Origin of the sequence: Arcticibacter svalbardensis MN12-7 (assembly GCF_000403135.1) — a bacterium.
GTDB lineage: Bacteria > Bacteroidota > Bacteroidia > Sphingobacteriales > Sphingobacteriaceae > Arcticibacter > Arcticibacter svalbardensis.
In genome coordinates, this window is sequence record NZ_AQPN01000119.1 from 1 (window position 1) to 5,194 (window position 5,194).

A 5,194-nucleotide genomic window follows, 5' to 3' on the forward strand; every position below is an offset into this window, starting at 1 on the left:
TTTCGTTATTATATTTAAATCATTCATTTAACTTTTAATGATGATTTACAGGCTTAACTATTAAAGTTCAACCATTGATTTTATTACCCCGTTTTTAGGGTCTAACCAAGATTGAAACTGTTCTTTAACCTGATCAAAGGATACACGATGTGTGATATAGGTTCAACTAAAGCCAGCTCATCAAAACTAAGTCCATTGCCCTGAAGTAATAGGAGGGTACTGAAAGATATTTCACCATCTATATGTAAGCCACAAACTTTTATACTGGCACAGCAGTTTGTTTTATCTGAACGGCAAGCAACGCATTCGCCACAATAAAAATAAGGGATGAATGTAACGCTTTCTCCTTTTTTAAAACCTGCTGCATTGTCGCCTTCAATAAATTCGGCAGCAAGTTCATGTCCTAATATTCTTGGATATTCAAAAAGGGTTGTGATCTTTCAAAAGCGTGAAGATCTGTTCCGCAAATTCCTATCCTTTTAATTTTAAGAATGACATAATCTTTCTGAGGTATTGGGTATTGGCCCTCCCTGGTATTCTAAATTACACAGGTGTAGTACAAACTAATGTTTTTATTTAATATTAATATGCGGCAAAGCTAATTGTAAAATTAAACTATGTCATAAAAAGAAGAGGCATTTAAACCCCAAAAAAGGGATTGCTCTTCTTCAGTATATTTGGCAGTGTAGTTTTGAACTAATTTTATAACAGCATCATAACCTCCTGCTGTAATACAAACTGGCCAATCTGAGCCAAACATGAGCCTTTTAATTCCAAAGGCTTCAAATATTAGGTCAAGATAGGGCAAGAAGTCTTCATCTTTCCAATTTTTCCAATCCGCTTCATTAACCATTCCTGATACCTTACAATGTACATTAGGGTTTTTAGCGAGAATATGGATGTCTTTTGCCCAATCGCCTAATTCATGATTTTTAATTGAAGGCTTTGCTATATGATCTAATACAAATTTTTGTTCAGGAAATGTACTACAAAGTTCCGAAGCATATATTAGCTGGTCCTGGAAAATCAGAAGGTCGTAGGTGTAATTGAATTTATGTAAATGGCCGATTCCCCGTTTAAAATCAGGGTTAAGCATGAGTGCTCTATCTTTTTCTCCTTGAAGCACATGTCTGAATCCCTTTACTATAGGATACTGTCTATAGAACTGAAGTGTTTCTTCAATATTATCTGCCTGAAGATCTACCCAGCCTACCACACCTTTAATAAAAGGATTAACAGTTGCTAATTCGATCAGAAATGCGTTGTCAGCTTCTGATTGGTCTGACTGCACCGCAATACAACCATCAATAGCATGCTTGTCTAGCAAAGGTTTTAAATCATCAGGAAGAAAGTCTCCTTTTATTAAGTTCATTTGCTCTGTAATCCATCCATACTTAATGGGATCAAAACGCCAGAAATGCTGATGAGAATCTAATTTAAACATGTTATTTTATATCTGAAGAAATTTTATGTCCTTTTAAACCGTAAAAAAGAATGACTAAAAAGCCAACAAGTGGTACGATATAAGCCAACTGAATGCTTCCTGAAAATACAGAAATAAATCCCATTATGGTTGGAATAATAGCGCCGCCTATAATAGCCATGACAAGAAAAGAGGATGCAATTTTAGTCTCTTCACCCAAGCCCTTAATTCCTAAGGCAAAAATGGTAGGAAACATAATAGACATGAAAAATGGAACGGCCATTAAAGCATATAGGGCAGTGTTACCATCAAATGTTACCGCAATGATGACCAATACGATGCTTATTGATGCATAAATGCTTAACAAACTAGCTGGTTTAATATAGCGCATTAAGAATGTTCCAATGAAACGACCGAGCATAAATCCAACCATGGCTATGGATCCTAAATAAAATGCAGCATCTTTTTCATTCATATCAGCAACATAGCGCGCATATCGGATAAAAAAACTGGTAATGCCAACCTGTCCACCTACATAAAAGAGTTGAGCTACTACCGCCCAAGACAGATGTGGATGTCTTAATACTTTTACTGAAAAACTTGATGGAGCACCGTGCAGTTCGCTGTCATCGGCTTTTACTTCTGGTAATTTAACAGCAAGAAATAACAAGATCAATAAAAAGACAGCTACGGCAATAACAATGTAGGGTATTTTAACCGCATCTGCTTCTGTTTGCAGGTATTGATTCAATTGTATAGCTGTCATTGATTTAAGCTCTTCAGGTGTATGCTCTATACCTGACAGGATAAACTGTCCACCAATAATTGGTGCTAAAAATGCTCCAACACCGTTAAAAGATTGTGCTAAGTTAAGGCGCTGTTCTGAGGTGTCTTTATCACCTAAAACTGCTATATAGGGATTAGCAACTGTTTCAAGGAATGTTGCACCACTGGCAATAATGAAAAAAGCGAAAAGAAAAAAGGTGTAATCTCGGGAAGCTGCTGCCGGAATGACCAGCAAAGCACCCAAGGCGTAAAGTACAAGTCCTAATAAGATTCCCTTTTTATAACCGAACTTGTGCATAAATAATCCGGCAGGTATAGCAATTGCAAAATAGGCTACCGCTACTGCTATGTCAATATAAGACGATTGAATGTCATTAAGTTGAAGTGCTTTTCTTAAATGTGGTATTAGTATTGGATTTATATTATGAAGTAATGCCCATAAAAAAAATAATGAGGTTACAAGCATTATTGGTAAAAGGTACTGGTTTTTCTTAGGCATTTTTGATTTATTAAAAAGGATAATTTGGCGTCAAATGTATGCAATAAACTCTCTAATACTCCTCCCCTGGCGAATCATTTTGCTGATCGTCTCTTTTCTTGTTCTTTTGCTGATTATCCGTATTGCCAAACCTGTAACTGAAGGTTAAAGTACTCATCCTTCCTTGCATCCTTCTCCTGAATTCTCTGTTAAATTGAGCTGTTTCTGTTATAATTCCCCATTTTCTAGAGTTAAAGACGTCTCTCATGTTGAATGAAAGACTTCCTTTTTTCTTCATAACATCAAGTTTTAGAGCAGCATCAGTTCCAAACATTTCTCTTCCTCTCCCTTGTGCCGTTACCCTTCTTGCCATGTATTCCATATTAATCTGAGTAGAAAGGTTGGTAACGATCTGAGCATCAAGAATTAACTTCCCCGTCCAGTTGTATCCACTATTTCCGGACAAGTCATATTCATCATTACCTGAAAAGCGATTATAAAACAAATTGGCATTTCCGGTAAGACTAAATCCCTTAAATAAATTGGCTTTGGATATAAGCTCTAATCCTGATGCCTGGTTACGGGTCAGGTTTGTAAACTGTGTTAATGTGGTGGTGCTGTCTAATCTTTGCTGAATTCCTTCCACAACATCATTAACCTGTCTGAAATAGAGCGATGAGGTTAAAGTAATAGCTTTCCAGTACTTCATGTGGCTTAATTCAAAAGAATGGATGTCCTCAGGTTTTAAATTAGGATTACCTACCCTGATATTATTTGGGTCAGATATATCCCTGAATGGATTGACCTGCCAACCCCTTGGGCGATTTACACGTCGTGTATAACTCAGTTGAAGCTGGTTATCATTCTTTAATTTTTGTGTAAGGAATACACTGGGATATACTCTGAAATAATCCAATTTGCCTTCTGTAGTCAATGGGGTTAGCGTAATTGGATCCAAACTATAGTATGTTGTGTTTAAATTCGCTTGCTCAGCCCTTAATCCAAATTGGAATCCAAAATTATCAGTGATCTGATTTTGATAATTTACGTAAACAGCATGAACCTCGTCTTTCAGCTCAAAGTCATTCGTTAAATAATTATCCCTTAAATAATTCTGAATCAGTTGATTATAAAGATCGGATACCTGCGACTCATCACTATTTGCTATACTTCCACGGTAACCGGTTTCAAATTTTTGTTTAGCAGTAATAGGTAGTGTATAGTCTAATTGAATATTATAATTATCACGGTTTTGGCCGTTCATAGTCTTTCTGCGGTCAAGCGTATCCTTTAAAGCACCGTCAAAGGTGTAAAAATCCTGATTAAAGTATTGGTTCTCATCCTCCTTGTTGCTTCCGTATGAAAAATTAGCCGACAGTTCTTCACCAGTACGTTTAAATTTTCTGATGAGGTCGAAGTTAAGGTCATACCCTTTATTGTCTTCTTTTTCGGTAGATCGTCTTAAGCTAGTGCCATCCAGTTCAGTTGAATAATTTTGATATAAATAGTTTATATCTTCCGAATCGTCACCTGATCTGATATTGACATTGCCAGAAACGCCAATCGTAGTTTTGCTGTTTAAATAATAATCGAGCCCCACTTTTGCATTATTACCTTCATTGTTTCTCTTGGAGACAGTAGAATTATTCAGGATGCTGTTGTTGTCCAGGAAATTAGTATTACTAAACCCGCTACCTTTTCTGTTCGAATAGCGATAGCTATAATTACCATATACATTTACCTTTCTATCCCGGTAACTTAAATTTGTATTTGCATTGTAATTGTCTAATGTGCCGGCTGATACAGAAACACCTCCATTGAATCCTATCCGCTGATTCTTTTTAAGTACAATATTAATAATTCCTGTCTGTCCCTCAGGATCATATTTAGAGGAAGGATTAGTAATCAGTTCAATAGTTTCAATTGAGCTGGCAGGTAAAGATTGTAAGAGGGATGCCATATCGCCACCTCCAATTGCTGATGGGCGTCCATCAATTAAAATTCGAACATTGCTGCTTCCACGCAGGTTTACATTACCATCAATATCAACAGAAAGCGTAGGAACATTTGCCAGGATGTCCGTTGCAGATCCTCCCGCACTTACTAAATTCTGTTCTACATTGAAAACTTTTCGGTCTACACCAAGCTGAATAGTGCTTTTTTGGGCCTGAACAACTACTTCTTTAAGCACATTTGACTTCCCTTGCAGAAGTTTAATTGTTCCTGCATCCAGATTAGAGGATTCATTAGAAATAGTAAATCCTGATCGTGAAAAGGTCTGGTATCCGATATAGGAAATTTTTAGAGTATAAGAACCTAAGGGAATATTTTTGAATGAAAATGTACCATTTAATGTACTTTGTGCGGTTTTAGTGGTTTTTCCAGTTGCTGTGTTAACAACAGCTAACGAAGCAAATTCAACAGGTTTATTAGTTGATCCATCTGTGATTTTTCCATTAATGATTCCTGGATTCCCAGTTTGAGCAAAAAGGCAGTTGACTAAGGAT

Annotated in this window: 5 protein-coding genes; 1 reads left to right on the forward strand and 4 read right to left on the reverse strand. The window is 36.5% G+C overall.

Going from position 1 to position 5,194, the window contains the following annotated elements:
* Window positions 1–101: 101 nt before the first annotated feature.
* Window positions 102–380, reverse strand: a complete 279-nt coding sequence (locus ADIARSV_RS21290; protein ID WP_235048436.1) for an alcohol dehydrogenase catalytic domain-containing protein — start codon at window positions 378–380, stop codon at window positions 102–104.
* Between ADIARSV_RS21290 and ADIARSV_RS22680 the strand changes: the two genes are divergently transcribed.
* Entirely contained in the window at window positions 328–483 is a 156-nt protein-coding gene (locus tag ADIARSV_RS22680) for a hypothetical protein (RefSeq protein WP_016196760.1), read from the forward strand. The genes ADIARSV_RS21290 and ADIARSV_RS22680 overlap by 53 nt on opposite strands.
* A gap of 127 nt (window positions 484–610) precedes the next feature.
* Here the strand turns inward: ADIARSV_RS22680 and ADIARSV_RS16435 are convergent, their stop codons facing one another.
* The 3 genes from ADIARSV_RS16435 to ADIARSV_RS16445 form a co-directional block, all read right to left on the reverse strand.
* Window positions 611–1,444, reverse strand: coding sequence for an amidohydrolase family protein (locus ADIARSV_RS16435; RefSeq protein ID WP_016196761.1), 834 nt, complete (start codon window positions 1,442–1,444; stop codon window positions 611–613).
* Between the two features lies 1 nt (window position 1,445).
* Window positions 1,446–2,708, reverse strand: coding sequence for an L-fucose:H+ symporter permease (gene fucP / locus ADIARSV_RS16440; protein ID WP_016196762.1), 1,263 nt, complete (start codon window positions 2,706–2,708; stop codon window positions 1,446–1,448).
* A gap of 52 nt (window positions 2,709–2,760) precedes the next feature.
* Window positions 2,761–5,194, reverse strand: a 2,434-nt coding sequence (locus ADIARSV_RS16445) for an outer membrane beta-barrel family protein (protein WP_152439930.1), incomplete at its 5' end; no start/stop codon positions are given.

Excerpts from the sequence above, each read along its gene's own strand:
- ADIARSV_RS22680 (WP_016196760.1), top strand. The coding sequence starts at position 328 with ATGAATGTAACGCTTTCTCCTTTTTTAAAACCTGCTGCATTGTCGCCT.
- ADIARSV_RS16435 (WP_016196761.1), bottom strand. The coding sequence starts at position 1,444 with ATGTTTAAATTAGATTCTCATCAGCATTTCTGGCGTTTTGATCCCATT.
- fucP (WP_016196762.1), bottom strand. The coding sequence starts at position 2,708 with ATGCCTAAGAAAAACCAGTACCTTTTACCAATAATGCTTGTAACCTCA.